This is a genomic window from Gottfriedia acidiceleris (genome assembly GCF_023115465.1).
Taxonomy (GTDB): domain Bacteria; phylum Bacillota; class Bacilli; order Bacillales; family Bacillaceae_G; genus Gottfriedia; species Gottfriedia acidiceleris_B.
On record NZ_CP096034.1, the window covers coordinates 3,556,578 to 3,580,223 of the forward strand.

24 protein-coding genes and 1 other annotated feature are annotated in these 23,646 nt (G+C 31.8%); of the genes, 11 read left to right on the forward strand and 13 right to left on the reverse strand.

Annotation, left to right across the window (positions count from 1 at the left end; genetic code table 11):
• Window positions 1-256 precede the first annotated feature (256 nt).
• Window positions 257-631, forward strand: coding sequence for a DUF3899 domain-containing protein (locus MY490_RS16825; protein WP_248266708.1), 375 nt, complete (start codon window positions 257-259; stop codon window positions 629-631).
• 58 nt (window positions 632-689) lie between these two features.
• Window positions 690-918: a binding site (T-box leader), on the forward strand.
• A gap of 60 nt (window positions 919-978) precedes the next feature.
• Complete coding sequence (gene trpS, locus MY490_RS16830; RefSeq protein WP_248266709.1) at window positions 979-1,977, forward strand: tryptophan--tRNA ligase; 999 nt, start codon at window positions 979-981, stop codon at window positions 1,975-1,977.
• A gap of 181 nt (window positions 1,978-2,158) precedes the next feature.
• Here the strand turns inward: trpS and MY490_RS16835 are convergent, their stop codons facing one another.
• The 6 genes from MY490_RS16835 to MY490_RS16860 all read right to left on the reverse strand — a co-directional run bounded on the left by MY490_RS16835 (window position 2,159) and on the right by MY490_RS16860 (window position 8,368).
• Entirely contained in the window at window positions 2,159-2,911 is a 753-nt protein-coding gene (locus MY490_RS16835) for a YjbA family protein (protein ID WP_248266710.1), read from the reverse strand.
• A 213-nt stretch (window positions 2,912-3,124) separates the two neighbouring features.
• Window positions 3,125-3,904, reverse strand: coding sequence for a DUF2268 domain-containing putative Zn-dependent protease (locus MY490_RS16840; protein WP_248266711.1), 780 nt, complete (start codon window positions 3,902-3,904; stop codon window positions 3,125-3,127).
• A 142-nt stretch (window positions 3,905-4,046) separates the two neighbouring features.
• Complete coding sequence (gene fabF, locus MY490_RS16845) at window positions 4,047-5,285, reverse strand: beta-ketoacyl-ACP synthase II (protein WP_248266712.1); 1,239 nt, start codon at window positions 5,283-5,285, stop codon at window positions 4,047-4,049.
• A 25-nt stretch (window positions 5,286-5,310) separates the two neighbouring features.
• The gene (locus MY490_RS16850; protein WP_248266713.1) at window positions 5,311-6,246 is read right to left on the reverse strand and encodes a beta-ketoacyl-ACP synthase III; all 936 of its coding nucleotides are present in this window, start codon (window positions 6,244-6,246) and stop codon (window positions 5,311-5,313) included.
• A 542-nt stretch (window positions 6,247-6,788) separates the two neighbouring features.
• The gene (locus tag MY490_RS16855) at window positions 6,789-7,595 is read right to left on the reverse strand and encodes a hypothetical protein (protein WP_248266714.1); all 807 of its coding nucleotides are present in this window, start codon (window positions 7,593-7,595) and stop codon (window positions 6,789-6,791) included.
• A 47-nt stretch (window positions 7,596-7,642) separates the two neighbouring features.
• Window positions 7,643-8,368, reverse strand: coding sequence for an alpha/beta hydrolase (locus MY490_RS16860; protein ID WP_248266715.1), 726 nt, complete (start codon window positions 8,366-8,368; stop codon window positions 7,643-7,645).
• A 162-nt stretch (window positions 8,369-8,530) separates the two neighbouring features.
• Between MY490_RS16860 and MY490_RS16865 the strand changes: the two genes are divergently transcribed.
• Window positions 8,531-8,719, forward strand: coding sequence for a YjzD family protein (locus tag MY490_RS16865; protein WP_069032973.1), 189 nt, complete (start codon window positions 8,531-8,533; stop codon window positions 8,717-8,719).
• Between the two features lie 229 nt (window positions 8,720-8,948).
• Here MY490_RS16865 and MY490_RS16870 read toward each other — a convergent pair whose 3' ends face one another.
• Entirely contained in the window at window positions 8,949-9,131 is a 183-nt protein-coding gene (locus MY490_RS16870; protein ID WP_056473610.1) for a YjzC family protein, read from the reverse strand.
• 152 nt (window positions 9,132-9,283) lie between these two features.
• Here MY490_RS16870 and MY490_RS16875 point away from each other — a divergent pair, with 152 nt between their 5' ends.
• Together MY490_RS16875 and MY490_RS16880 are read left to right on the forward strand one after the other, a co-directional pair.
• On the forward strand, window positions 9,284-10,099 hold the full coding sequence (locus MY490_RS16875) for a Cof-type HAD-IIB family hydrolase (protein WP_248266716.1): 816 nt from the start codon (window positions 9,284-9,286) through the stop codon (window positions 10,097-10,099).
• A gap of 181 nt (window positions 10,100-10,280) precedes the next feature.
• Window positions 10,281-10,424 (forward strand): hypothetical protein, encoded by a 144-nt coding sequence (locus MY490_RS16880; protein WP_248266717.1) that lies wholly within the window; start codon window positions 10,281-10,283, stop codon window positions 10,422-10,424.
• Window positions 10,425-10,517: 93 nt separating this feature from the next.
• On the opposite strand, the gene MY490_RS16885 is transcribed toward MY490_RS16880, so the two are convergent.
• Window positions 10,518-11,036 (reverse strand): BsuPI-related putative proteinase inhibitor, encoded by a 519-nt coding sequence (locus MY490_RS16885; protein ID WP_248266718.1) that lies wholly within the window; start codon window positions 11,034-11,036, stop codon window positions 10,518-10,520.
• A gap of 244 nt (window positions 11,037-11,280) precedes the next feature.
• Between MY490_RS16885 and MY490_RS16890 the strand changes: the two genes are divergently transcribed.
• On the forward strand, window positions 11,281-11,874 hold the full coding sequence (locus MY490_RS16890; protein ID WP_432707018.1) for a DUF421 domain-containing protein: 594 nt from the start codon (window positions 11,281-11,283) through the stop codon (window positions 11,872-11,874).
• A 42-nt stretch (window positions 11,875-11,916) separates the two neighbouring features.
• On the opposite strand, the gene MY490_RS16895 is transcribed toward MY490_RS16890, so the two are convergent.
• Window positions 11,917-12,726 carry a YitT family protein gene (locus tag MY490_RS16895; RefSeq protein ID WP_248269409.1) on the reverse strand — a complete coding sequence of 270 codons (810 nt, stop codon included), beginning with the start codon at window positions 12,724-12,726 and terminating at the stop codon, window positions 11,917-11,919.
• Window positions 12,727-12,931: 205 nt separating this feature from the next.
• Between MY490_RS16895 and MY490_RS16900 the strand changes: the two genes are divergently transcribed.
• The gene (locus tag MY490_RS16900; protein WP_084006800.1) at window positions 12,932-13,060 is read left to right on the forward strand and encodes a DUF3941 domain-containing protein; all 129 of its coding nucleotides are present in this window, start codon (window positions 12,932-12,934) and stop codon (window positions 13,058-13,060) included.
• A gap of 212 nt (window positions 13,061-13,272) precedes the next feature.
• Here MY490_RS16900 and MY490_RS16905 read toward each other — a convergent pair whose 3' ends face one another.
• Together MY490_RS16905 and MY490_RS16910 are read right to left on the reverse strand one after the other, a co-directional pair.
• Window positions 13,273-14,067: a YitT family protein gene (locus MY490_RS16905; protein WP_084006806.1), complete on the reverse strand. Its 795-nt coding sequence runs from the start codon at window positions 14,065-14,067 to the stop codon at window positions 13,273-13,275.
• Between the two features lie 270 nt (window positions 14,068-14,337).
• Entirely contained in the window at window positions 14,338-15,213 is an 876-nt protein-coding gene (locus tag MY490_RS16910; RefSeq protein ID WP_248266719.1) for a CvfB family protein, read from the reverse strand.
• A 123-nt stretch (window positions 15,214-15,336) separates the two neighbouring features.
• Between MY490_RS16910 and MY490_RS16915 the strand changes: the two genes are divergently transcribed.
• Entirely contained in the window at window positions 15,337-15,828 is a 492-nt protein-coding gene (locus MY490_RS16915) for a YajQ family cyclic di-GMP-binding protein (RefSeq protein WP_248266720.1), read from the forward strand.
• A gap of 133 nt (window positions 15,829-15,961) precedes the next feature.
• On the opposite strand, the gene MY490_RS16920 is transcribed toward MY490_RS16915, so the two are convergent.
• On the reverse strand, window positions 15,962-17,005 hold the full coding sequence (locus MY490_RS16920) for a LacI family DNA-binding transcriptional regulator (protein WP_248266721.1): 1,044 nt from the start codon (window positions 17,003-17,005) through the stop codon (window positions 15,962-15,964).
• Window positions 17,006-17,220: 215 nt separating this feature from the next.
• The gene (locus MY490_RS16925; protein WP_248266722.1) at window positions 17,221-18,723 is read right to left on the reverse strand and encodes an alpha-amylase family glycosyl hydrolase; all 1,503 of its coding nucleotides are present in this window, start codon (window positions 18,721-18,723) and stop codon (window positions 17,221-17,223) included.
• Between the two features lie 214 nt (window positions 18,724-18,937).
• Between MY490_RS16925 and MY490_RS16930 the strand changes: the two genes are divergently transcribed.
• The 3 genes from MY490_RS16930 (at window position 18,938) to MY490_RS16940 (ending at window position 23,118) form a co-directional block, all read left to right on the forward strand.
• A complete protein-coding gene (locus tag MY490_RS16930; protein ID WP_248266723.1) occupies window positions 18,938-20,710 on the forward strand; it encodes a glycoside hydrolase family 13 protein in 1,773 nt (590 codons plus the stop codon).
• An 806-nt stretch (window positions 20,711-21,516) separates the two neighbouring features.
• Entirely contained in the window at window positions 21,517-22,743 is a 1,227-nt protein-coding gene (locus tag MY490_RS16935) for an ammonium transporter (protein WP_248269410.1), read from the forward strand.
• A gap of 12 nt (window positions 22,744-22,755) precedes the next feature.
• On the forward strand, window positions 22,756-23,118 hold the full coding sequence (locus tag MY490_RS16940; protein ID WP_069032963.1) for a P-II family nitrogen regulator: 363 nt from the start codon (window positions 22,756-22,758) through the stop codon (window positions 23,116-23,118).
• Window positions 23,119-23,646 lie beyond the last annotated feature (528 nt).

Genomic DNA, 23,646 nt, shown 5'->3' on the forward strand with positions numbered 1-23,646 from the left:
GAATTTTTATAGTAGAATTTTCGATAAGTATCGATTTTTTTCTACAAATTTTATTATACATTTTTATGAGAGTTTTACAACAATTTTGACAAATAAAATTAAATAATTTGTTAAAATAAAGAGAATTATCTTAAAAATGCTAACAATTTAAAAATATTTTGTAACGTTTAGTTGAAACTGTTTACATTATTATTATAGTATAGCATTATTAAGTCTACAATATATAATTCTTTCCAACAGGAGGATCACAAATTAAATGTCGAAACACTATATTATTGTCGTATTATCTGCGATAGTACTGGCAGCAATCTTTTCACTTACCCAAGGAACACTAAACTTTTTCCTTCATTTCACGAACACAGTATTCTATATTGGACTAACATTATTTGTTATTGGTGGTTTTTTATTAATCGTTCAAAGTGGATTTTTTAATATTACTCGCTTTGGAATGCGTAAAGTATTCGGAACGAGAGACCAACAGATGGCAGAAATGACAGGTGATGAATCACTTACTGTTAAAAAGGATATAATCTACAGAAGATATAGATTTTCAATTACAAAACCATTACTGATGGCTTCAATTACTTTAGTTATTCTTTCTTTTTTATTCAGTTTTATCATTATTTACTAAATGATGTATCAACATCTTGAAAGTTGAATATAATTAAGATATTATCTATAGAAAGTATATATAAGCTATGAAGAAGAGTAGTACACAGATTTAGCATGTTAAGAGAGCTTGTGGATGGTGAAAACAAGTCATGCTCCCTGTCGAATGGACTTCTGAGCTTCGAACCGAACATATAGTATAAGTAGGCTTCGACGTAACTCAAACGATAGATGAGAGCATGATTTCATGCATGAGTGATTCCTTATTTGGAATAACTAGAGTGGTACCGCGGTTTAATCGTCTCTATTGTAATAGAGAGATTACGCCGCTTTTTTATTTTATTTAGCTTTATTTAGGAGGATTTTAAGATGCAAACTATTTTTAGTGGAATTCAACCAACATCATCTGGAGGTATTACTTTAGGTAACTATTTAGGTGCGGTTAAACAATTCATTGAATTACAAAATGATTATAACTGTTATTTCTGTATTGTTGATCAACATGCAATAACAGTACCACAAGACAGACTCGCTTTACGTAAAAACATTCAAAGTCTATCTGCAATCTATGTTGCTGCTGGACTAGACCCAGAAAAATCAACTATTTTTATTCAATCTGAAGTACCTGCGCACGCTCAAGCAGGATGGATGATGCAATGTATATCATATATCGGTGAATTAGAGCGAATGACACAGTTTAAAGATAAATCATCTGGTAAAGATGGTGTATCTGCTGCTTTATTAACTTACCCACCTTTAATGGCCGCGGATATACTTTTATACGGTACTCACTTAGTTCCAGTTGGAGATGACCAAAAGCAACATTTAGAGCTTACTCGTGACTTAGCAGAGCGTTTTAATAAGAAATATAATGATATCTTTACGATCCCTGAAGTAAGAATTAGTAAAGACGCAGCTAGAATTATGAGTTTAGCTGATCCAACTAAAAAAATGAGTAAATCCGATGAAAATCAAAAAGCTACAATTTTTGTTTTAGATGATCCTAAAGTAATTGAAAAGAAAATTAAAAGTGCTGTAACTGACTCTGAAGGCATTGTTAAGTATGATAAAGAAAATAAGCCTGGTATTTCGAATTTATTAAGCATTTACTCGGCATTTACTGGTGAAACAATTCAGGAATTGGAAAATAAATACGTTGGTAAAAATTATGGAGAATTCAAACAAGATGTTGCAGATGTAGTAGTAAACGGTTTACGTCCATTACAAGAACGCTATGAAGAAATTATTTCCTCGACTGAATTAGATGATATTTTAGATGCAGGAGCTGCAAAAGCAAATACCGTTGCAAATAAAATGATTAAAAAAATGGAAAATGCTATGGGATTAGGTCGCAAGAGAAAAAAATAATCCTCTTATACGTAAAATTTAAAATAGTAAAGGGTGTCTTAAAAGTCAAAGTACTTTAGAGACTCCTTTTTCTTTACTATCGGAAAAGGAATAAAAAACAAGAAATCAATAAAAAAAACCCACAAGGTACTTTATCCCTTGTAGGTCTTTTTGATTTTGAGGCCCTTATAAATAACCTCTTTTAGTTTACTTTTTGTTCGTGTTCCATTTCCCATAGTTTTTCAAAGAAAGGTTGACCTTTAACGATTCTTCCACATAATTGCTCATGTCGCTCTGACCAACCACTCTTAATTTCATCATATAATTGAGACCAAATGTCCTCAAATGACAGATCCTGAATTTGTTGATACGATCTTGGATTCCACTCGGTGTACCAATATCGAATCTCCGAAGGATTTTTTGATGAATGGAGTTGATCTAGCGCCATAAATAGTAATTGCTTTAGTTGTCTTTCTTTTCTTGTTAGTCCGCTCATAATAATTGGCGACGGCGATAGTATATGATGTTCTTTTGTTTCATCATTTACTGAATTTTGAAGATTATAGTGACTTTCTTCAATCTCGGCTGTCATATCATACACCATTTGTTCTTGCCTTGGTATTAAACGGCTTTTTCGAATTGGAATATTATACCCAATTGTGTCAACCGCAATAATACCATTACCGTCAGTTACTACAAAGCAATAATCTAGCTGAATACGCTCATGATTCTTTCTTACATAAGACTTTTGGAACACTTCAGTTAATAGACCGGAAGGAAGCTCTAATAGTTCATTTTCAATATAATGATATAACTCTGGAGTAACTTTAATGACTGGAACTTGGTCTAATAATTCAACACTATCATCTTTTCTCCATTCAAAAAAATGACAGACATTGTAACCATTTTCTTCACCTTCAAACCAATTGACCCATACATCATGTAAATACAACATTTACTACCCCTCACTTCACAACTGTATGTAACTTTCAGTATGGTCAGTGATTCACTAATTTATTCCATTTTCCACTGAATTACAAAAAGTGTTTAACAAACTGAATGAAAAATAGTCAATAAATCATTAAAATATCATAGATTAAAACTTCTCTGATACATTAATACTGCAATACATCATTTAAGCTCTGATATGCTCTGGAATCGTTTGCATTCAAATCGAAAGATAATGTATTGCATTTTCCTTAATCTTTTTACTTGGCGTTCGTAAAAGGATATCAGTTGACCATTCTGTCTGCTCTGTACAACTTTTAACAATGTCATATCCAACACTGTAACCCAATAATTTTGGAATTCCATTCCCACCATACAAGTATTTTGAAAAATTATCATCATTACTTGTTATCTCAAGTTTATCTATTAAAAATTTATTATAATATAATTCACATTGCTTGGAAGAATACTGATTTGTCCATGGTGCCTGAACTGCTTCTCCATACTTTTCTAAAACTGCAGTTTCGGCTAACCCTTCTAAAATCATTGCATCAAGTAATGTGACCTTTTTGTTTTTATATAACTTTGTCAATCTTACAATATGATGATACTCATGTAATAATACTGCTTTATGTTGTAAAATTCCTTCTAAAGGGGACAAAAATAAACAAATACAATTTTTATGTGCAATTCCCCCCCTTTGATAAGTCGTATTTTTAAACAAATTTCCCGTTCTATGACAAGGTAAAATAAATATAGGTAGGTCAGGTCCATTAAGTTCTCTTTTTAACTTCTCAAACTCTTCAGAAAGGCTTTTCCATATACTTTTTTCATCTAGTAGTTTCAGATCATCTTTACTCAAAGTTGACAGCCTCGATAAACCGTGGGAAAGAAGATATTTATATAAACTCTCCTCATTATATTTCGGAAAATATGGTAAAAGTTTTTTCATTACCATTTGTTTATCTTCAATAAAATCAACCCATTTATAAGTTGGCATTATCCCAAGTTAATCACCACCTCAATTTACTATTAAAGTATGATAATTAACTAGTGAAAGTTACTTTTTTTTACACTGGGATTTCTAATAAAAAAAAGCTTAGGTAAAGACCTAAGCTTTCATGTCCAAACATTATCTATACTTATTTAGTGAATTCTTTAAATGCTAAAGTTACATTATGTCCACCAAATCCTAATGAATTAGAAATTGCTGCTTTTACATTAAAAGGTCTAGCAACATTCGGTACATAATCTAAATCACATTCGCTATCAGTTTCTTGGTGATTAATCGTTGGAGCAATTACTTTATTATGGATTGTTAATGCTGTAATAATTGCTTCAATTCCACCAGCTGCTCCTAGCATATGACCAGTCATAGATTTTGTTGAACTAATTGGTACATTGTATGCATGTTCACCAAATACTTCTTTAATTGCCATCGTTTCAAATTTATCGTTTAATTCAGTACTTGTTCCATGTGCATTAATGTAATGAATGTCTTCAACAGATAAACCAGCATCATCAAGTGCCATTCTCATTGCACGTGCGCCACCTTCTCCTCCTGGAGCTGGTGCTGTAATATGGTGTGCATCACCAGTTGTTCCATATCCAACAATTTCAGCATAAATCTTCGCTCCACGAGCTAATGCGTGTTCTAATTCCTCAAGGAATACGATTCCAGCCCCTTCACCAATGATAAAGCCATCACGAGCATTATCAAATGGACGACAAGCTTTTTCTGGATCTGGATTTAATGATAAAGCTCTTGCAGCACAAAAACCAGCAAGTCCCATATCAGTAATCGGTGCTTCTGCACCACCTGTAATCATTGCAACTGCATCACCACGTTGAATAATTTTGAAAGCATCACCAATCGAACTTGCACCGGAAGCACAAGCTGTAACTGTACAGCCATTTGGACCTTTAGCACCTGTTAAGATCGAAACTTGTCCAGATGCCATATCAGGGATTAACATCGGAATAAAGAATGGGCTTACACGACGTGCACCTTTTGTTTGGAAAGTATTAAACTGTTCTTCATATGTTTCCATACCACCGATACCAGAACCAATCCATACACCAACTTTTGGAGCAATTTCTTCATCAATTGTAAAGTTTGCATCTTCTAAAGCCATTTTTGATGCTGCAATTGCATAGTGAGTAAAGCGGTCCATGCGTTTTACTTCTTTTTTATCAATATATTTTTCAGGATCAAAGTCTTTTACTTCTCCTGCAACTTTAACAGGGAAATTATCAGGATTTTTTCGAGTTAGAACACCAATTCCACTCTTTCCATTCATTAAACTTTCCCATACAGTATTTATATCATTACCAATAGGTGATACTGCACCTAAGCCTGTAATTACAACTCGTTTTTTCATTTCAAAAAATCCTCCTTCAATTAGATTATCTTCCGAATCGAAGTGCAATTGCACCCCAAGTCAATCCGCCGCCAAATCCAACTAATACTAATACATCATCTTCTTTAACATTTCCTTTTTTATATTCTTCAACTAATGCAATTGGAATTGAAGATGAAGATGTATTACCATGACGATCAATAATTACACTCATTTTTTCTTTAGGAAGCTGTAATCTTTCTCTTGCTGCGTCCATTATACGAGTATTCGCTTGGTGTGGAATTAAGAAATCCACTTCTTCTTTTGTTAATCCTGCTAACTTTAATACAGTTTCACAAGAATCTCCCATTTGACGAACTGCAAATTTAAACACTTCTCGACCATTCATAACTAAGTGATCTCCACCTTTATAAAGATGTTTACCACCTGTACCGTCCGCTCCTAATTCATAAGAAAGAATTCCTCTACCTTCACTTACTGGACCGATAACCGCAGCACCTGCACCGTCACCAAATAAAACTGCAGTATTTCGATCTTCCCAGTTAACAATTTTAGTTAACTTTTCAGCTCCGATTACTAGAACTCTACTGTATGTACCAGTTTTTACGAACTGAGCTGCAGTAACAACTCCGTAGATAAATCCAGCACAAGCAGCACTAATATCCATTGCAGCTGCATTTTTAGCTCCAAGTCTTTCTTGAATTACACATGCAACTGATGGGAACGACTTATCTGGAGTAACAGTACCAACTAGAATTAAGTCAAGTTCTTCCGCTTTTACATCTGCATCTTTTAAAGCTTCTATTGCAGCTTCATATGCTAAATCAGATGTGTCTTGTTCGTCGCTAGCAATTCTTCTTTCTTTAATACCAGTACGACTAACAATCCACTCATCTGAAGTATCCATCATTTGTTCTAAATCATAATTAGTTAACTTTTTTTCGGGTACGTATGAGCCAATACCTAAAATTCCAGCATTCATTAATATCCCCGCCTTACTTTATTATTTTTATGTCTTCTTATTATTACCTGGTACTAATTTTATGAAATAATATGTACTTTGTCTACATTTTTATCTTTTAAAATTTAGGCTATGTAAAAAAGAAGAATCACTTCTTAAAAAGAATACCACCCAAATTGACAAACCTCAAAGCCAATGCGAAATTATAAACGAATAGTATTCTACTACAAAAAAGGAAATAGTTCAAAATGAACCATTTCCTTTACGCTTATGAAAAACAATCTTTCAATTTTTACCTATGTTTTCTCGTAAAGGAGCCCACGTAAGGTTGATTTCTGTTACAGGATGCTTGCTTTCTGAGGCGAGACCTAAGCCTCCTCGTCACGTACTTTCCTGTGAGGTCTCAAACTTCCTGCAGGAGTCGAGCATCCCTTTCTTTCTAATCAACTTATACATCAAAAAAGATTACGGTTAAAACCTATATTAATATATAATTCTAAAAGATATATTTTCTACTTGGCGCCTTTTTAATTACTCATGAAGCTTAAATGAGGAATAGATCATTAGTAAAGATGAAAATGCTGTTGAATTTGCTGTTTTTGTTTTTGTATACCGTCCTCAAATGAAGTTGTATTAATAATAACAAAAGGAGTTGCATCTATATAGTTTCTCATTTGAGCAAACTTTATTCCGTCGATCATATTTTGTAATCCGGTGAAATTTCCGTCCTCTGGTAAGTACATACATTGTTTAGCTGTAATGATATATTTATGTTCTTTTAATTCTTTCTCAGAAATGATTCGAATTGCTTTACCTACATCTTCTACAAATAAAATTTCATTAGAACCGTATACATTTTTTATGGAAACTTTCCTCTGTCCTAGCTCTTGAACAATCAATTCATGTACTAAGCCTGCGGATGGCTCCCAAGGTCCATATAATGATGGAATTTCAATATAAGTAATATTGCAATCTATATTTTTACTCAATTCATTAACAGTTCTTTCTAAATCTGCTAATTCTTTTTTTGTAGACAATAAAAAGATAATGTCCTTACTTTTGCCAATGATTTTGTTAAATAATTTTTCTGTAAACTCTATACTATTAATTGAGCCTTTTAACTTTAGTTCGTCATAAAAATGACAAATAAAGATAGTATCATATTCCTCATTCTCTAAAAAAAATTGCTCTTCATCTAAAAAGACGACCCTTGCATTTCTTCCGATTGAAAAGATTTTTTCTTCACTTATTAAATCACTTTCATTTCCTTTTTCCATCACAACGGCTGAAACATCATTATATTCCATTAGTTGGCAAACCAACTCATATCCTATAAATCCACTGGATCCAATAACAGCACACTTTTTCATTATTAACCTCCTTCATTTAGGAAATTTATTCAAAAAAAATATAGAGACTATAAAACATCCTGATATTTTTTTAAAAACCTTATTAAGTTTTTTCCACAGTCATATTTTTTCTCTTCTAATGAAATCAAAAGCGAAATCGGTAGATTATTTTTATGTCGCTCTTCTTCTAAAAGTCTAATATCACTTTTCCATTTATAATGATTTCTTGTTGTAGTGTAAATTTTAATTGGTGAGATTGTTTCATAAAAAAAACATTCTCTATCTATAACCATATATATATCCGATGCTTTATATGCTTTCAAAATTTCATGAACAGTTCTTTTATAGAACAATTTATTTTCTCTTTCTAAATCTAATTCATTTTTTAAATTTAATGAAGGATTTAATAATGAAATACTTCTGACTTTTCCCTTTAAGAGGCCAAGTAATTTACAAACGACTAATGCACCAGTACCTTCCCCAATTATATGAATTGATGGATTCAAAATTTCTTTTCTCATAACAGAATGATATAAGCTTTCTGCTAAATCGACAGCGTCATCAGAACCCCAATTTTTCCCATACAAGTTTGAAGTGAATACTGTGTATCCTTCATCTGTTAAAGTTGATAATAGCTTTCTTTTATCAAAATGTTGCAATAAGCAACTATGTGCATTATCTACGTAATGAGTATTCCCACCGACATAGAGTACTCCGAAACCATTCGGTCTAATAGGTAGATGAATAACTGCATATTGATCCTCTTGTTTAAAAAACCTCTCAGTTACAGGCATTCCTATCACCTTATTATTAATGTAGTATTTTTGGGGAATTATAAAATAGATAAAAATATTCTTAAGTTACTTTTTTTAATTAAAACTTTTTAATTATAACTTCAATTATCAAATTTCTAGGTATATAATATGATAAGAACTAACTAGATAGGAGTGATTAGAGTGCGTTTTATTATGACATTGTTCTGGAGCTTTGTTTTATGCCAAATGGGAGCTTACGTTTTAAGTTCAATGACTGGCGGAGAGTATAACTTCACAACTGCTTCAGTTATGGCTGTAGTATTATCTTTAGCTATTTCAGTTCTTAGCGAAGCAATAATTCCTAACGAACCTGTTGCAAAACACCACTAAAATCTATATATAACATATGTTGTAGAACCCAAAAACGTTCAACTTGGTATATACATATGTCATCAATTATAGATTTAGATAATTTATAAAATACTAAAATTTTGATAATTACATTCAATATTTTGTATATTGTAAACGCATAAAAGAGCGCCCTCGATCAATTAATCGAAAGCGCTTTTTTTATACCCCTTTTAAGTTCTAATGTTGGTTACTTTTCTAAGATCCACAATTATTTAAATTTGGATTTATATGTCCATTTTCTATTATGGTTTTGTGTATCTGGAAAAACCTCTCCAGCCTGAAGTTTAATTTGTTTTGGGCGAGTTACGTTACTTCCTGTTTCACCGATTTCCACGTATACCCCATTATTTGGTGCTTTGTCGCCTGGTCGAAATTGATGTGCTTGACCCATAATCCATTCCTCCTTCTTTTTAGATTCTTATTGTTCCTCTAAAAAGAAAGTTATTTCTTTTAAAAAGATGGTATTATTAGTAATTATTGGCTTTTTATCCAATAATATTTTTTCTTAAAAAGATTAACATTAAAAAATAAAAGGTGATGAATATGAAAACAAAACACTTAATTGCTCTAGATTTAGACGGCACCTTATTAACGGATGAAAAAACAATATCCGAACGTACTTTAAAAGTGATCCAACAGTTAAAGAATCAGGGTCACGAAGTATGCATTTCAACCGGTAGACCTTTTAGAGCTAGTAAAATGTATTATGACCAATTAAAACTTACAACTCCCATTGTAAACTTTAATGGTGCTTATGTTCATCACCCTCTAGATGATTCATGGGGAGTTTATCACGAATCATTACCTTTAGAAGTTGCAAAAGAGGTAATTAGTTCTTGTAGAGAGTATGAATTAAAAAATATGTATGCTGAAGTAATGGATGATGTATACGCAGATAAACACGAAGAGGAGATTCTCCCACTTTTCCACTATTTAAAAGAAGATATAATCCACGGAGATTTAGTGATAAATCTTACTCAAGCGCCAACATGTCTTTTAATCGATAGTGAAGAGTCTCATGTTGCAAATATTCGTGAGCACCTATCAAATGTCCACGCTGAAGTAATTGATCACCGTCGCTGGGCAGCACCTCATCATATAATCGAAATTGTTAAAGCAGGTATGAATAAGGCAATAGGTCTACAAAAAGTAGCATCTTTCTATAATATTCCTCGAAAAAACATTATAGCTTTTGGGGATGAGGACAATGATTTGGAAATGATTGAATATGCTGGTCATGGTGTTGCTATGGATAACGCAATTCTTCAATTAAAGAATATTGCAAACCACACAACATTATCTAATCAAGATGATGGAATCGCGATTTTTCTAGAAGATTTTTTCAACTTAAAATTATAATTCTTCTTTGTCATTAATTTCAAAGATAACTAATAATAACCACTTATAACAATTTGCTAAATGAGCATTCTATTAAGGACTTCACCAAGGGGATTATCCACTTTTTGATATTGATCAATTACTATTGGAAATTCTTACGAAGTCAAAAACAAAAAGCTTTCCTATTTAGGAGGGAATCATAATGGGCAAAAGTAATAAGTCTAAGCGCTTTATTCAACAAAGTTCTGATTCTGTTACAAAGTACTCTGAAAAATTCCCTTATCACTTTACATTAGCTGAAGCAGAAGAGCGAAAAGCTAATAATAGACAAAGCTTTAATGCTTAATTTAAAGCATTAAAAACCAAAAACAACCATCGGAATACTCCTTTGGTTGTTTTTATTTTATAAAATTCTCGGGTTTCTTCGTTAAATCTTTATTTACTGAAGAAGTTTCTGGTAAGAAATTATTTGGGTAACTGGTTTTATTTCCCCATTAAGATCCTTCTCATTAACCTTTGTTGCAACGATATTTGCTGTTATTTCATAATCCCCATTTGGAAGGTTTTTATTTACAAAATTAACTTGCTCTTCCCAAACTTGTGCTTTTCCGCTTGGAACCACAACATTTGTAATGACTTGTGCATATGCCATTTCACGAGATGATTGATAAACTACTTGTCCACTTCCATCTTTAATTGTAAAATCAACTGTTTGTGATGAAGGAAAAGTAAAATTTGCAGAGATTTTATTCTCATTACGTAATGAATATTTCGTCTTTACAAGCCCGTTAGCTTCTGTAATTTGAAGAGTTGGTGAAAGCTTTTTAACGTCAATTTCATTACTTTCACCTACAGTTTGTTTTGTACTTGGAGTTGATTTTATTTCCTTGTCACCCTTTGCACCACAACCGGAAAGAAGTAGTGAACAAGCTAGTAAGAGAATCGATCTCTTTTTCAAAATAATCTCCACCTTTTTAGTATCCTTATCCTAAATTATACCAAAAAGCTGAGAAATTATTTTAAAATTCAAGTAAATATTTTAATTAGCCAGCATTGATGATACAAAAACAAATGCATAAATCTTAAAATTAAAAGAAAAATTAATTAAGTATTTATCTAATCGTTAAAATTGTCTATAAAAAATATTAGAGCTTTATCAAAGTAATATGTCCACTTTACCCATATTTGAAAGGGGAATTTACATGATACATACTATTTTTCATTCATTCATACTAATTTTAGCTGGCATTTTACTATTAAGAATAGCTGGAAGAAAATCTATTTCACAAATGACATTGCCCCAAACGATTGTTATGATTTCGATTGGTACAATTATTGTTACTCCCATTATTGAAAAAAGCTTAACTAAAACAATTGTTGCTGCCTCTGTATTTGTATTAACTCTACTTGTATTAGAATATTTGCAGGTGAAATCGAATACTCTTGAAAAATTTTTTACAGGAAAATCAAAAATTGTAGTAGAAGACGGAAAGTTGAATGTTAAAAATTTAAAAAAGTTACGTTTAACGGTTGATCAATTAGAAATGCGTATTCGAAATGAAGGTATTCATAAATTTGATGATATTAAGTTTGCTACAATTGAACCAAATGGCTTATTAGGATTCGAATTAGCAGAGGATGCCAAGCCATTAACAATTAGAGAGTTTAAAACACTAATGGAGTCGTACGGATTTCCACTAAATAAAAATAGTTTAAGCGAGAATACTCAAAGGTCTGCTTCAATTTTTAATGAAATAAAAGGAAAACAAAAACCCGAAAATCCTGAATTGAAATAAAAAAAGACTAGCAAATCTAATCATTTTGCTAGTCTTTTTCTTTTAAATCTTTCTAAATTCACCTAAAACATCAACAGTTTGTACGACATTCGTAAAAGCTTTCGGATCTACCCTTTTTATAATTCTTTCCAAATCATATAATTCATAACGAGATAAAACAATCATTAAAATATCTTTATCTTGTTTAGTAAATGCTCCAGTAGCATTCATTTGAGTAATTCCCCGGACAAGTTTCGCATGAATTTCTTTTCTAAGCTCTTCACCTTTTGTAGTGACAATCATTGCCGTTAGCTTAACATGACTTGTATGAACACTATCAATCACACGAGTAGTAACATATAAATTGATTAAAGTATAAAGAGCTTTTTCCATTCCATATAGCTGGCCAGCTGTAACGATGATAATTGCATTAAACAAAAAGAAATAGGTTCCAACCGGTTTCCCTTTTGATTTTGAAAGAACTAAGGCGATTATATCCAACCCACCTGTAGATCCACCAAATTTTAAAGTCATTCCAATTCCGATCGCAGCTATTAAACCACCAAAAACTGCATTAAGAAGAATATCATCAGAAAAAATCGGTTTAACAGGTAAGATTTCCAAAAATAATGTCATGATTCCTACACTAAAGAAACTAAAAAACGTAAAGGAACGTCCAACTTTTTTCCATGCCAAGACGATAACAGGAATATTTAATAACGCTAAAAGAATCCCCGTCGTTGCAGTAAACGGAGTGTAGTCAGTAATAATATTTGAAAGTAACTGCGCTAGACCTGCAAAACCACTGGAGTAAACATTAGCAGGGATTAAAAAACAATTCATTGCAAACGCATTTAAGAAACCACCAATCATTACTACAACCAGCTTAAATAAAAGCTCTTTATTTCTTTCCACCAACTCTGATCCTCCTCAAAACTTCTCTCTATATTAAAAAATTTGCCTCTGTAGAACATCATAGTTGTTTAACAAAAGCCAAAATGTAAAAACGAACACACATACATAATTAAGGTGATAAAGGCAAACCTAATATTATCATTTCTTATAAAGGAGCTTAAATATGCCTACTAGTGATAATGACAAAAAAGCAAAAGATAATAACGCTATAAGAGAAAAGAAAAATGCACAAGAAAGAAAAAATGCACAAGCTGGTAAGAAATCTTTTTCTAAAAGTGTCGATCATCTTTAATATTTTAAAAACGTTTTAAACAATTCAAAACATGTAGAATTTCATCCAATAGTTTAAGTATATTTAAATCTTTCTGAAAGACAATAAGAACTTTCTAAACTTGAAAAAGCCTTATTATTAATAAGATTCAAAAAATAAAACTGTTCAACTTTTCCATTATTTTTGGTAAAGGTTGAACAGTTTTTCATGATATTTTTAATAAAATTCCACTCTTAAAACTTCCTAAATTCTCCAAATACATCAATTGTTTGGACGATATTTGTAAACGCCTTTTCATCAACTGATTTAATGACTTTCGATAGATGATATAGCTCATAACGGGATAGTACCATCATTAAAATTTGTTTATCTTGGTTCGTAAAAGCACCTTTTGCATTGATTGCAGTAATTCCTCGCACTAGTTTTGAATGGATTTCTTTACGCAACTCGTCACCTTTTGTTGTTACAATAAAAGCAGTTACTTTAATATGACTAGTATGAATTGCATCAATGAATCTAGACGTTACATATAGGTTTATTAGTGTATAAAGTGCTTTCTCCATTCCATAAATATAGCCCGCTGTTAAAATAATCAGCGCATTAAACAGGAAGAAGTATGTACCAACAGGTTTACCTTTCGAACGTGATAATACGAGTGCAACAATATCTAATCCACCTGTTGAAGCACCAAACTTTAATGTATACCCAATACCAACGGCAACAATTAATCCACCAAATACTGCATTTAGTAAAATATCTTTTGAGAATAGAGGCGTCACTGGGATTACTTCTAAAAATAACGTCGTGATTCCAACGCTTAAAATCGTAAAATAAGTAAAGGATCGACCTATTTTTTTCCATGCTAAAATGATGACAGGTATATTTAATATTGCAAGTAAAATACCAGTAGAAGCCGAAAAAGGTGTAAAATCATTTAATAAATTCGTAAGTAACTGAGCTAAACCAGAAAAACCACTTGAATAAACACTGACAGGGATTAAAAAACAATTCATCGCAAATGCATTCATTAATGCACCAAATATTACTACAAGAATTTTTATTAACAATTCTTTTTTGTCATTCACCTACAAGCCTCCTAAACATTCATATGTTTAGTATGCCTGTAAATTGTAAAAAAATAGCAAAAAACCACTAGATGTGGTTTTATAGATAGTAAAAATAATATTGCCAGTTAATTACCAAATTTTCGTAAAAGGGTTGAGTGTGGTTGATTTCCATTACAAGATGCTCGCTTATAAAAAAACCACTTCATTCAATGAAGTGGTTTCAAAACCCAATTATTGCTCTTTCTTCTCAAACAGTTCTTTTGCGTATGTCCAACCGTCTTCTTGATAGATTTTATTTTCCTTTAATAATCTACCCATCGCTCGTTTAAATGAAGCCTTACTAATTTTAAATCTTACTTTAATATCTTCTGCGTCACTCTTATCCCAGTAAGGCATTGCCCCACCACGACTCATCATATATTCATAAATCTCATTTGCTTCTTGATCTAATCCTTCATGCACCCTTGGTAAAAGTGATACGTTAATACTCCCATCATCTTTAACATCAATAATGCGCCCACTTACTCTTTCACCGATGCGAGGTTCAGTTCTTCTCTGTGATTCATGGATAAATCCTATGAATCGTTCATCGGTTAAAATATAAGAACCCACTCTTAAAGTACGATAAATGATTCCTGTAACATTTTTATTAAGCATACTAGGTTCAGCCGGTACAGAGAACTCTTTCATGACTGGTTCAGTAGCAATTTTAATTAATAGTCTACCTTTGTTTGTTTGCTTTAATGTACAAAAAATTTCATCGCCTTCTTCAGGCCAAACTTCTTGAAGAGGTGGAAGATCACCTTTTTCTAAAAGAATATCCTTTGAAATGCCGATGTTAACAAAAACACCGACTCCATCAAGTTTATCGACTACTTTTGCAAATCCATATCCTTCAGTTGTAATGAACGGCATTTCCATCGTTGCAGAAAGTCTACCTTTAGAATCATGATATAAAAATACAGTTACTTCTTGATCTATTTCAATTTCACCTGATGCCTCATTTTTATGTAAAAATACTTCTTCTTGATCTTGGACAAGCATATACCCAATATCCGTTTCTCGACTGCAAACTAAAGTTACAATCTCTCCTGCTTGTAAACTCATTTTTTGTTACATCCTCTCTTAACTTTCAAACTAAAAATTATTATATCATGCATAATGAAAGTTTGTTACTTCGTCTATCATACACTATAATACAAGTATTAACGAATTGGAGGGATTCTATCTATGTCAAAAGAAAGTTCATTTGATATTGTTTCAAAAGTAGATTTACCAGAAGTCTCGAATGCGATTCAACTTGCTACAAAAGAAATCGCAACTCGTTATGACTTTAAAGGAAGCAAGAGCTCAATTACATTAGAAAAAGAGGAACTAGTTTTAGTTTCTGATGACGATTATAAGTTAGAGCAATTAAAAGACGTATTAATTAATAAATTAATTAAACGCAATGTTCCAATTAAAAATCTAGACTACAGTAAAGTTGAAGGTGCTTCGGGTGGTACTGTAAGACAAAGAGCTAAATTAGTTCAAGGTATTGATAAAGATAATGCAAAAAAGATCAATACAATCATTAAAAATAGTGGATTAAAAGTAAAATCACAAATTCAAGATGATCAAATCCGTGTGACTGCAAAAAGTAGGGATGATTTACAAGCAATTATCGCAGCTGTAAAAGGTGCAGATTTATCAATTGATATTCAATTTTTGAATTACCGATAAATATATACATAAATAAAAGAGGATGAAATTAATCATCCTCTTTTTTAACTTTATTGACTTAATTATCAAATTTTCGTAAAAGGAGTTTAGTATGGTTGATTTCCACTACAACTATTATCTTATATATATGAAATTAGCTACTAACTAAAGTTAATCTCTCCTTTTTTACACATGTACCACGGACTATTATTTTATATGGAACGATAATACTTTTTTCAGTACCATCTGGTTCCTCAATTTTTGAAATAATATTTTTTGCTGCTTCATTGCCTAATTGATAAATATTAATATCTACAGATGTTAATGGTGGATTTGCTAATTCTGCAAAAATTGCATTATTAAAGCTAATAATTGAAATATTATTTGGGACTGAAATGTTATGTTCACTTAATACACTTATAATTCCTAATGCTAATACATCATCAGTTACAACAATTGCAGTCGGAAATTCCTTTAGTTCTAGCAGTTGATTTACTGCTTTTCTTCCACCGTCTCTTGTAAAAGATGTAAATATAATTTCTTCTTCATTTACAGAAAGTCCGTTTAATTGCATTGTATCTTGGAAACCTCGTAAACGGTTTTGAGTTACTAAAAGACTACTTTCTCCTCCAACAAACGCAATTTGGTGATGTCCATAATCAATTAAATAATTCGTAACATCTCTAGCAGCTGCATAATTATCGTTATCAACATATGTTATATCATCAATTGAATGATATGGTTTCCCTACTAATACAAAAGGAAAGTTATTTTCATTCAAATAATCAATAATCTTATCATTTTCCTTAGAGTAAAGTAGGATAATTCCATCGACCCTTCTACCTCTAATTGTTTTAATTACAGTTTGCTCAACTTCATCTTCGTTGTTTCCTGTAATAAAATATAGAGAGTAATCTTTTTGATTTGAATACGCTGTTACACCTCTAATTACTTCTGCAAAAAAAGGATTATGAAATGATGTATCTAATGCTGGTGGCAAAACTAATCCAATTGATTTCGTAGATCGATTAGCCAGTGACCTTGCATTTAAATTTGGATGATAATTTAGTTCATCCATTACTTTTCTAACTTTTCTTTTTGTTTTTTCACTAATTCTTGGGTTGTTTGAGATAACTCGAGACACCGTTGAAGGCGCTACATTCGCTTTCTTCGCAACATCCTTAATTGTAATAGTCATTTTAATTCCCCTTATTTACGAATGAATGTAAACGTTATCATTTCTTCTTTAGATGTAGAATTTATTTTAAAAGATTATTGATTCTATTACAATCCACATCTTCCTCACAAGTCGATGTCCCTGGAATCTAGTGGATATAATCTTTTACTAAATTACTTAGAGTACTACAAAAGACAGGAATGTTTTCAAGTACTCTAAGCTCAACTAACTAGTATTTATTTCTCTTCATTATTACGTCTTCTTGCAAACAATAAAAAGATGATAAACGCCACAAAAATAGATGGAATTGCAATAATCACTCCAATGTTTAAACTAGTTTTAGGTGCAACTGCATAAACATTTGAAGATTCTCTTTTAAGGACTATATCAAATCCTTTTTTATTCGGACGAACCAAATCATCACTTAACATCCCTCTTAATTCATTAGATTTTTTAACGACATCAAAATCTAAATGAACCTTTTGATCAAGAGAAGTATTATTTATTGCAACGATCGTAGTTTCATCATGATAATGTCTCTTAATTAAAGTCATACCTTTAGAATCATCATAAAGTACTTCAAAATCACCATCAGAAAGTGACGGTAAAGTTCTTCTTAATTCAGTCAGTTTTTTTATATATTTTGAAAAATCTTCATCAGTACGGAAATCCATTCCTTTTCGATTATCAGGGATATTCCCACCATTTAGTGCAATTTCTGTCCCGTAATACGTCAACGGAATCCCTGGTGTTGAAAATAAATATGCAAGTGCCAACTTTAATCTTGAAGGTGGATACTGCCCTTTTGATAAAGCTTCTGAAACAAAGCGCTTAGTCATTTCATCATCTAAATAGTTAATCATTAATGTCGAACCTAACTGCTTACTTAAATCCGCTTGTTGCTTCATTATGTCAGTTAATGATTGATTTTGTGAAGAAAACGTATTTGCTAAATCAGCAACTGAATCAACATTATAAATTCCATTAAAACCTAAATTCTTATATTTATTTATCTCTATATCACTTGAAGCATTTAAATCAGCAAATAAAATGACATTTGGATTTTTCTTTTTTATTTCTTTGTTAAATGATTCCCAAAATGAAACAGGTACATTATTTACTTCTTGTAAATTATAACCGTCAAAATTAGCTTGATCCATCCAATACTTAGCTGTTTCAATTAAGTAATTAGCTACTTCTTTGTTTTCTTGATTAAAATCAGGTAACCCATTTATCCATTTCTTTTCTGAACTTGTACTATTTTGAGGATTAAACCAATCCGTTTTTTTTACAAGTTCACTATTTGGCGAAGCATTATTTGCAACAAAATCAATATAAACTTTTATATTTCTTTTATGCGCTTCTTTAACTAACTTCTTAAGTTCTTTATTTGTTCCAAACCTTGGATCAATTTTTCTAAAATTAACGACTGAGAATCCATCATATGAATTTTCGTCATTCTCAAAAATAGGTGAAATAGAAATAGCATTATATCCAAAATCCTTAAGATAATCTAATTTTTGGGTAATACCATCTAAATCCCCGCCCTGAGATTTATTTAAATCTTTCGGGTCTGTATTTTTATCATTCAAAGGATTACCATCAAAAAAACGATCAACTAAAATTCGATAAATCATTTCTTTTCTTAAATCAGTTGTATTTTTTTCTGCAAAACCAATACTTGGTAATGTACTAAAAAATAGTACAGACACTAGTATTAAAAAACCAAATCGCCTCATTTTTTCTCCCCCTGCAAGACACTCGCATGTACAAAAATTTCACTCTCTACATTATTTTGCAAAATATTACAATGAAATTCAAATGTTAAATTAAATTTCATATAAATGGAAGCGATTGCACACACTATTTAATTATACTGTTACTAAATTAGATAGCAAGTTAATTCCTTGCACACATTAATAATAAAATTTACTAAAAATAAAGGGTGGGATCATGCAAATTGAATCAATATATCATCAGCCATATGATCAATATGCTTTTTCAATAGATGATAAAACCTATCGTTTAAGAATTCGAACAAAAAAAGGTGATTGCACAGAGATTATTTTTTATTTCGGAGATCCATTTAAATATAATGATTCAGGTTGGCAAATTGAATCCCCCCTTACCATGTATCTTGCATTTTCCACAGAACTATTCGACTACTGGGAAGTAAATGTAATCCCTCCAAATAAACGAATGAAATATCAATTTCTTTTAAAAAATGAGCAAGATTCTCTATTTTATGGTGAGGGCGGATTTTCAAACAATTTTAACCCTAATGATCAGTCAAACTGTTTTACATTGCCATTTCTTCATAAAAATAATCTAATATCACCTCCAAGTTGGATTAATGATACGATTTGGTATCAAATTTTCCCCGATCGATTTGCAAGTGGCAATAACAAGAATAATCCTATCAATTCGACTCCGTGGGGCTCTACTTTACCAACCAGTTCTAGCTATTTCGGTGGTGATCTAGAAGGTGTTATTCAAAAAATAGATTATCTTAAAAATTTAGGAATATCCGGTATTTATTTAACTCCAATTTTTGAAGCAAATTCAAATCATAAATATAATACAATCAATTATTTTAGAATAGATCCTACCTTTGGAGATGAAAAAGTCCTAAAAACATTAATCGAAAAATGTCATGAAAACAATATCCGAGTAATGCTTGATGCAGTATTTAACCATACAAGTGCATCCTTCCCTCCATTTCAAGACGCATTACAAAACGGAAGGGAATCCGCCTTTTTTGACTGGTTTCACTTTTTTAAAGATGAACAGAACAATACAGCGTATGAAACTTTTTCTTTTGTAAAGGAAATGCCAAAACTAAATACAGAAAATAAAGAAGTACAGAATTTTTTATTAGAAATAGGTTCTTATTGGATAAAAGAATTTAATATAGATGGTTGGCGTTTAGATGTAGCAAACGAAATCGATCATTATTTTTGGAAACTATTTAATAAAAAAATGAAGGAACTAAAAAATGATTTGTTTATTGTAGGTGAGATTTGGCATCATGCAATGCCATGGCTAAGAGGTGACGAATTCGATTCTGTTATGAATTATCCTCTTATGAAATCACTTTTTGCTTATTTTGGGTATCAATCAATTTCAAAGATACAATTTCAATATTCGATTAACGATTTAATAGCTCAATATCCATTACCTGTAATCAAATCACTCTTCAATGTATTAGGTTCACATGATACACCAAGAATAATGACACAATGTAATCAAAACGAAAAACGAGTGGTACTATTATATGTCTTTTTATTTACTTTCTTTGGAACTCCATGTATCTACTACGGAGATGAAATTGGTTTACAAGGTGGAAATGACCCTGAATGCCGAAGCTGTATGATTTGGGACAAATCTAAATATAATTTAAGTATCTTTGATTCAATAAAAAAATTGATTTCGATAAGAAAAAAATACTCAGTTTTAGAAAATGACGGTGAGTTTAATTGGGTACAAACTGAACAGCCCGACATTGTTATGTATGAAAGAAAGAATAATCAATTTCATTTTTTTATCATAATTAATAACTCAAGCGAAAAACAGACAGTTAAAGTACCGATAAATTTAAGTAAGAAAAGAATTACAAATAGATGGAATGGCGAACAGTTTGCAACTGAATCTGATTCAATAGCTGTTGATTTACTAGAGACCGACTTTTTAATCTTGCAAGTAGAAGATACAGACTTATTTAATTAGATCTGTTAACCTGACATCAAATTTTCAAATACAGACTCATTTACGTGAGTCTGTATTTCATGCTGTTGAAAAACTACCTTGTCAATTAATTATCAAATTTTCGTAAAAGGAGTAGAGTGATGTTGATTTCCACTACATGGTGCTCGCTTTCCATGGGGCGAGATTCTTTAGCCTCCTCGGCAAGCCTGTGGGGTCTCAGCCTTCCCGCTAATCCCATAGGAGTCGATCACCCCTTTCGTTCCAATCAACTTATTCAATCAAAAAAGTCTGTAATAAATACTAGTCAAATAGCCTTTACTTAGAGTAATCTAACTGTTGTATATTAATCAGCTTGTAGATCAATTAATATCGAACAATTATTAAATCAAACTTTAAAATTTGTTTCCTAAAAATTGCCCATAATATTTTTAACTTCTAAAAAAAATCATTATTAGTGTTATTGGAATAATGAAATTGCTCAAACACTTTTACATTTAAAACCATTAAAGATCATCCAAAAAATGCTAATTTATCATTATTAAATGTTCATTTAAAATCCGTTTTCCCTATTGACGACTTTATATTTCAACACTCTGAAATACAGACTCATTTACGTGAGTCTGTATTTTTATTCACTTATTTACGATATGTTAGATTTTCTAACAAATAAGATATATGTTAGCGTTTTCATTATAATTTTATATATTTTTTTGGGATTTTCGTGAAATTAATATTGAATTTTGCATATATTCTGAATATGATAACTTATATAACAATTAATGTTATAAAAACTAACATTAAAGAAATGGGGAATGAAGATGAACGGTATTCAAGCTGCGGATAGTGTATTTCTTTTTATTTCAACTGTTTTAGTCATGATTATGACACCTGGTTTGGCACTTTTTTACGGCGGTATGGTTAAAAGTAAAAACGTATTAAGTACTACAATGCACAGCTATTCTGCTATGGCAATCGTATCAATCCAGTGGGTGTTAATTGGTTACTCTTTAGCATTCGGTCCAGATTTTCATCATTTGATTGGTAACTTTTCTTGGGCAGCATTAAAGGATGTTGGTTTTACTCCAAATGATAACTACAGCGCAACAGTCCCTCATAATCTTTTCATGATGTTTCAACTGATGTTTGCAATTTTAACCCCTGCTCTTATTTCAGGTGCCTTCGCTGAGCGCATGAAATTTTCAGCATTTCTATTATTTACTCTTTTATGGACAACATTTGTTTACGATCCATTAGCTCACTGGGTTTGGGGAGTGGATGGTTGGCTTCGAAATCTAGGTGCTTTAGACTTCGCTGGCGGAACAGTTGTTCATATTTCCTCCGGTGTTTCAGGGTTAGTTCTGGCTCTACTTCTTGGCAAAAGACGAGATTTCGGATCTACCTCACCTCATCATTTACCACTAACTGTATTAGGTGCTGGACTATTATGGTTTGGGTGGTTCGGATTTAATGTCGGAAGTGCCTTAACATTAAATGATGTGGCATTAACTGCATTCATTAATACAAATACCGCGGCTGCTGCAGCTTCAGTTGCTTGGGTACTAGTGGAATGGTACGTAAATAAAAAACCTACTATTTTAGGTGGAGTTAGTGGTGCCGTAGCTGGATTAGTTGCAATTACACCTGCTTGCGGATTCGTCACACCTCTCTCATCAATAGTGATTGGATTTTTAGGTGGAGTCATCTGCTTTTTAGCAGTAACATACTTAAAATACAAATTTGGATATGACGATGCTTTAGACGCATTCGGTTGTCACGGAATCGGTGGGACATGGGGAGCTATTGCAACAGGATTATTCGCCACAAAATCAGTAAATAGCGCTGGTGCAAACGGACTTTTTTACGGTGACATATCACTTCTTTGGAAACAACTACTCGCTATCGGAGCAACCTATCTTTTTGCAGGAGTTATTACCTTTTTAATTGTGAAAGTTATAGGCTTTTTCATCCGAATTCGTGTCGATCAAGAGGAAGAAAACCTTGGCCTTGACTTAAGCATACACGGAGAAAAAGCATATCACGACGCAAGTATATAAGGAGGGATAAAAATGACTGCAAAATTAACAAAAATTGAAATCATTACTCGACCAGATAAATTTGATGTTTTAAAAGATGCACTTTCAAAAGTAGGAATCACAGGAATGACCGTAACGAACGTTTTAGGATGTGGAATGCAATCAGGCTATACGGAAGTGTATCGAGGAAAAAAACGAACAATCAATTTACATGAAAAAATAAAAGTTGAAATAGTCGTATGTGACGTTCCTGTTCAAGCTGTAATTGATGAAGCAAAAAGAGTGTTAAAAACAGGAAAACCTGGGGATGGAAAAATATTTGTATACCCTATTGAAAACGCAATTAAAATCCGCACAGGAGAAGAAGGAAGAGACGCATTACAAAACGATTATTAGATTTTTAAAACCTAGTCATTCTATATGGCTAGGTTTTCAGAGTGTTGAAATATAAAGTCGTCAATAGGGAAAACGGACTTTAAATGCACATTTAATCATGATACATTAGCATTTTTCGAATGATCTTTAATGGTTTTAAATGTAAATATGTTTGAGCAATTTCATGATTCCAATAACACTAATAATGATTTTTTAGAAGTTAATAATATTATGGACTTTTTTTAGGAAAACAAATTCGATTGTTTAGTTTAATAATTGTACGATATTAATTGATCTACAAGCTGATTAATATACAACAGTTAGATTACTCTAAGTAAAGGCTATTTGACTAGTATTTATTGCAGACTTTTTTTGATTGAATAAGTTGATTGGAACGGAGGGGTGATCGACTCCTATGGGATTAGCGGGAAGGCTGAGACCCCGCAGGCTCGCCTAGGCCGCTGAATAACTCTATGATTTTTGAAAAAGTTCAATTCCCTAAAATTTCCATCCCCACTTTTGTCTCAAAAATGGGTTAAAACTTAATGT

Bases quoted from the DNA above. Each gene is read 5' to 3' on its own strand.
- MY490_RS16940 (WP_069032963.1), top strand. From the start codon at position 22,756: ATGACTGCAAAATTAACAAAAATTGAAATCATTACTCGACCAGATAAA.
- MY490_RS16915 (WP_248266720.1), top strand. From the start codon at position 15,337: ATGTCAAAAGAAAGTTCATTTGATATTGTTTCAAAAGTAGATTTACCA.
- MY490_RS16835 (WP_248266710.1), bottom strand. From the start codon at position 2,911: ATGTTGTATTTACATGATGTATGGGTCAATTGGTTTGAAGGTGAAGAA.
- MY490_RS16825 (WP_248266708.1), top strand. From the start codon at position 257: ATGTCGAAACACTATATTATTGTCGTATTATCTGCGATAGTACTGGCA.
- MY490_RS16860 (WP_248266715.1), bottom strand. From the start codon at position 8,368: ATGCCTGTAACTGAGAGGTTTTTTAAACAAGAGGATCAATATGCAGTT.
- MY490_RS16870 (WP_056473610.1), bottom strand. From the start codon at position 9,131: ATGGGTCAAGCACATCAATTTCGACCAGGCGACAAAGCACCAAATAAT.
- MY490_RS16920 (WP_248266721.1), bottom strand. From the start codon at position 17,005: ATGACTATTACAATTAAGGATGTTGCGAAGAAAGCGAATGTAGCGCCT.
- MY490_RS16895 (WP_248269409.1), bottom strand. From the start codon at position 12,726: ATGATTGGTGGTTTCTTAAATGCGTTTGCAATGAATTGTTTTTTAATC.
- trpS (WP_248266709.1), top strand. From the start codon at position 979: ATGCAAACTATTTTTAGTGGAATTCAACCAACATCATCTGGAGGTATT.
- MY490_RS16900 (WP_084006800.1), top strand. From the start codon at position 12,932: ATGCCTACTAGTGATAATGACAAAAAAGCAAAAGATAATAACGCTATA.
- MY490_RS16910 (WP_248266719.1), bottom strand. From the start codon at position 15,213: ATGAGTTTACAAGCAGGAGAGATTGTAACTTTAGTTTGCAGTCGAGAA.
- MY490_RS16905 (WP_084006806.1), bottom strand. From the start codon at position 14,067: ATGAATGCATTTGCGATGAATTGTTTTTTAATCCCTGTCAGTGTTTAT.
- MY490_RS16930 (WP_248266723.1), top strand. From the start codon at position 18,938: ATGCAAATTGAATCAATATATCATCAGCCATATGATCAATATGCTTTT.
- MY490_RS16840 (WP_248266711.1), bottom strand. From the start codon at position 3,904: ATGCCAACTTATAAATGGGTTGATTTTATTGAAGATAAACAAATGGTA.
- MY490_RS16850 (WP_248266713.1), bottom strand. From the start codon at position 6,246: ATGAATGCTGGAATTTTAGGTATTGGCTCATACGTACCCGAAAAAAAG.
- MY490_RS16880 (WP_248266717.1), top strand. From the start codon at position 10,281: ATGGGCAAAAGTAATAAGTCTAAGCGCTTTATTCAACAAAGTTCTGAT.
- MY490_RS16855 (WP_248266714.1), bottom strand. From the start codon at position 7,595: ATGAAAAAGTGTGCTGTTATTGGATCCAGTGGATTTATAGGATATGAG.
- fabF (WP_248266712.1), bottom strand. From the start codon at position 5,285: ATGAAAAAACGAGTTGTAATTACAGGCTTAGGTGCAGTATCACCTATT.
- MY490_RS16875 (WP_248266716.1), top strand. From the start codon at position 9,284: ATGAAAACAAAACACTTAATTGCTCTAGATTTAGACGGCACCTTATTA.
- MY490_RS16890 (WP_432707018.1), top strand. From the start codon at position 11,281: ATGATACATACTATTTTTCATTCATTCATACTAATTTTAGCTGGCATT.
- MY490_RS16925 (WP_248266722.1), bottom strand. From the start codon at position 18,723: ATGAGGCGATTTGGTTTTTTAATACTAGTGTCTGTACTATTTTTTAGT.